Origin of the sequence: Raoultibacter timonensis (assembly GCF_900240215.1) — a bacterium.
Classification (GTDB): Bacteria; Actinomycetota; Coriobacteriia; order Coriobacteriales; family Eggerthellaceae; genus Raoultibacter; species Raoultibacter timonensis.
On record NZ_LT964679.1, the window covers coordinates 1,627,061 to 1,629,329 of the forward strand.

At 63.0% G+C, this 2,269-nt stretch carries 1 protein-coding gene, 1 pseudogene and 1 riboswitch; of the genes and pseudogenes, one reads left to right on the top strand and one right to left on the bottom strand.

Features of this window, described 5'->3' with window-relative positions; translation table 11 throughout:
* Positions 1 to 1,485 (bottom strand): annotated as a pseudogene (locus C1722_RS16925) (hypothetical protein); the annotation flags it as partial.
* Positions 1,486 to 1,601: 116 nt separating this feature from the next.
* Positions 1,602 to 1,747: riboswitch (adenosylcobalamin (AdoCbl) riboswitch) on the bottom strand.
* Positions 1,748 to 1,855: 108 nt separating this feature from the next.
* Between C1722_RS16925 and C1722_RS07275 the strand changes: the two are divergent.
* Positions 1,856 to 2,221, top strand: a complete 366-nt coding sequence (locus tag C1722_RS07275) for an MGMT family protein (protein ID WP_102379572.1) — start codon at positions 1,856 to 1,858, stop codon at positions 2,219 to 2,221.
* Positions 2,222 to 2,269 lie beyond the last annotated feature (48 nt).

Consider the following 2,269-nt stretch of genomic DNA (forward strand, 5'->3'; position numbering starts at 1 on the left):
CCCGCCGTCGGGCTTCTGGCTCGCAAGCACTTCCTCGAGAAGCGTTTCCTCGACTCCCGACGCCGTCGATGCGGCACTCGAAAGCGTCGCATCCGCCGATGCTCCGCGCGCTACCGCGCGATAGGCAAGCAAGGCGAACAACTTACCGTTTATCGATTCCGTCGCCATCGGAGTCGATCCGAGCGCGTCGACGAGGCTCGTGCCGTCCGCATCGGCTATCGTCGAAGCGTCGATGCCGAGGGCGGTAAGCGCAAGGATAGCCTTTTGGATGTTGGTTCGGTCGGGAGATGCAAGCGCTGCTCTCGCTTCGGCGATCAGGCCTTCGCGATCGACCGCCGAGCCGTTGCCGATCGCGGCAAGATCGAGCGCCTCCCACGGATTCGCCGTGCCCGCAAACGAAGCGGCGATGGAGCCGAACAGCCGACCGTACGACGCGCTGTCGAGATCGATCGGAAAGTACGCCTCGTCGCCCGACCCGCTGCCGGTCGCGACGCCCGAGCCTTCGCCGGCTGCAGCCACGATGGCAGCCCAGTCGGATGGAGCAACCGCGGTCGGGTAGCTCGACCAAGCAAACTGATAGGTCACCTCGTTGACAAGGGCCTCGTTTTTCTGGCCTTCGACTCCCCCCGCATAGCGACAATCCTTGTATGCAGCCCAATACAGAGAGCCGTTCGATGCATTATGCACCTCGGAGCCGCCTTTCGCCGTAACCGCAACGAGAGAGGGGCCGTACCCTGTATCTTCGAACTCGTAGTCCTCGATATCCCCCGCCGCCTTTGCGGCCGCGAACAGATCATCGACCGTCGCGCCGTCGGCGAATCGATACGTCTTGTTCGCAACGACGATAGGCTCGCCATCGTAGCCGATGCCGCCGACGATCGTGAGAGTCGCCGCGTCGCCGGTCGACACCGACCCGCCCGCCACCTGCGAGCTCTCGGTTGCATCGTCGACGAGGGGCTGCCAATCGGCGGGCGCGGTTGCCGTGGGGCTGCTCGCCCACGCGAACTGGTAGCTCACCGCATCGACGAGCTTTTCCGATCCCTGCGCATCGGTTCCCGAGGCATACGCTTCGTTTTTATAGCTTGCCCAATACAGCGAATAGTCGGCCTCGTTCGCAGCGGTTGCGCCTCCGCTCGTCGTCACCGAAGACAGATAGCCCCCCGAAAACGTGTAGTCCTTGATATCCCCCGCCGCCTTTGCGGCCGCGAACAGATCATCGACCGTCGCGCCGTCGGCGAAACCGTACGTCTTGTTCACGACGATGGTCGGAGAACCGTCCATGCCGAGCCCGTACACGATCGTCAGCGTTGCGGTTCCCGCAACCTGTTCGTCTGCCGCAGCAGAAATCCCCGGGCCCTCGGCAAAGGCGCTTCCCGGCACTGCTCCCACGCACAGCGCCAGAGCCAGAATCACAGCCCCGAGCCTCATCAAGATGGTCTGATTCGAGCGAATCGGCGACGAAGCCGAATAAGCGGTTCGATTCACTGCCTTCCTTCCGTTGCAACCAATACCGAAAAAAGAAGACAGCATCGCTTCTGCGGTCTCTCGACCGCTACCCGCTTCGGGTCCGCATGGCAAGCCGAGGCCGCATTGCGGCGCCCAGGTTGCGCCTGCAGTAACTCGCTGCACGCGCAAACACGTTTCCCGACGAGTGTTCTGACTGAACGGATAAGCATCCGCGTCACAGTGGCGGTACCGCGCGGGAATCTCACCCGGCTTCCCTCGATCGAGACGTCTTCTTTCGTTCGGCAGATTATACACTGACGCCCGCTATACGGACGCGCAACCGCTTCAGATATCTGTGGTATCCTACGAAACCGTCACCGAAAGGCTTACCGTGCACGAAAGGGTTTTCATGCCGACGTTTTCCGAACGCGTCTTCGATATTGTGAGGCAGATCCCCGAGGGCAAGGTTTCAACCTACGGGCAAATCGCCCGCATGATGGGATCGCCGCGGTCGGCGCGCTACGTCGGCTGGGCGCTGCGCGGCAACAAAGAGCCCGTGGCCACACCGTGCCATCGGGTGATTTTCAAAGATGGCCGCATCTGCGAGGGTTACGCGTTCGGCGGGCCCGATGCGCAGCGAGAGCTTCTCGAGAGCGAAGGCGTCGCGTTCCTCGACGATATGCGCGTGGATATGGACGCCTGCCTTTGGGAGCCCGACGCCGATCGGCTCGCACCGCCGCCCGACATCGACTGGAAGAAGGAGATGGGCGTCTAGGGCGTCTCGGCGAGTTCGGCCGCGAGGGCCTCGGCTGCGCGCAGGCCG

Excerpts from the sequence above, each read along its gene's own strand:
- C1722_RS07275 (WP_102379572.1), top strand. The coding sequence starts at position 1,856 with ATGCCGACGTTTTCCGAACGCGTCTTCGATATTGTGAGGCAGATCCCC.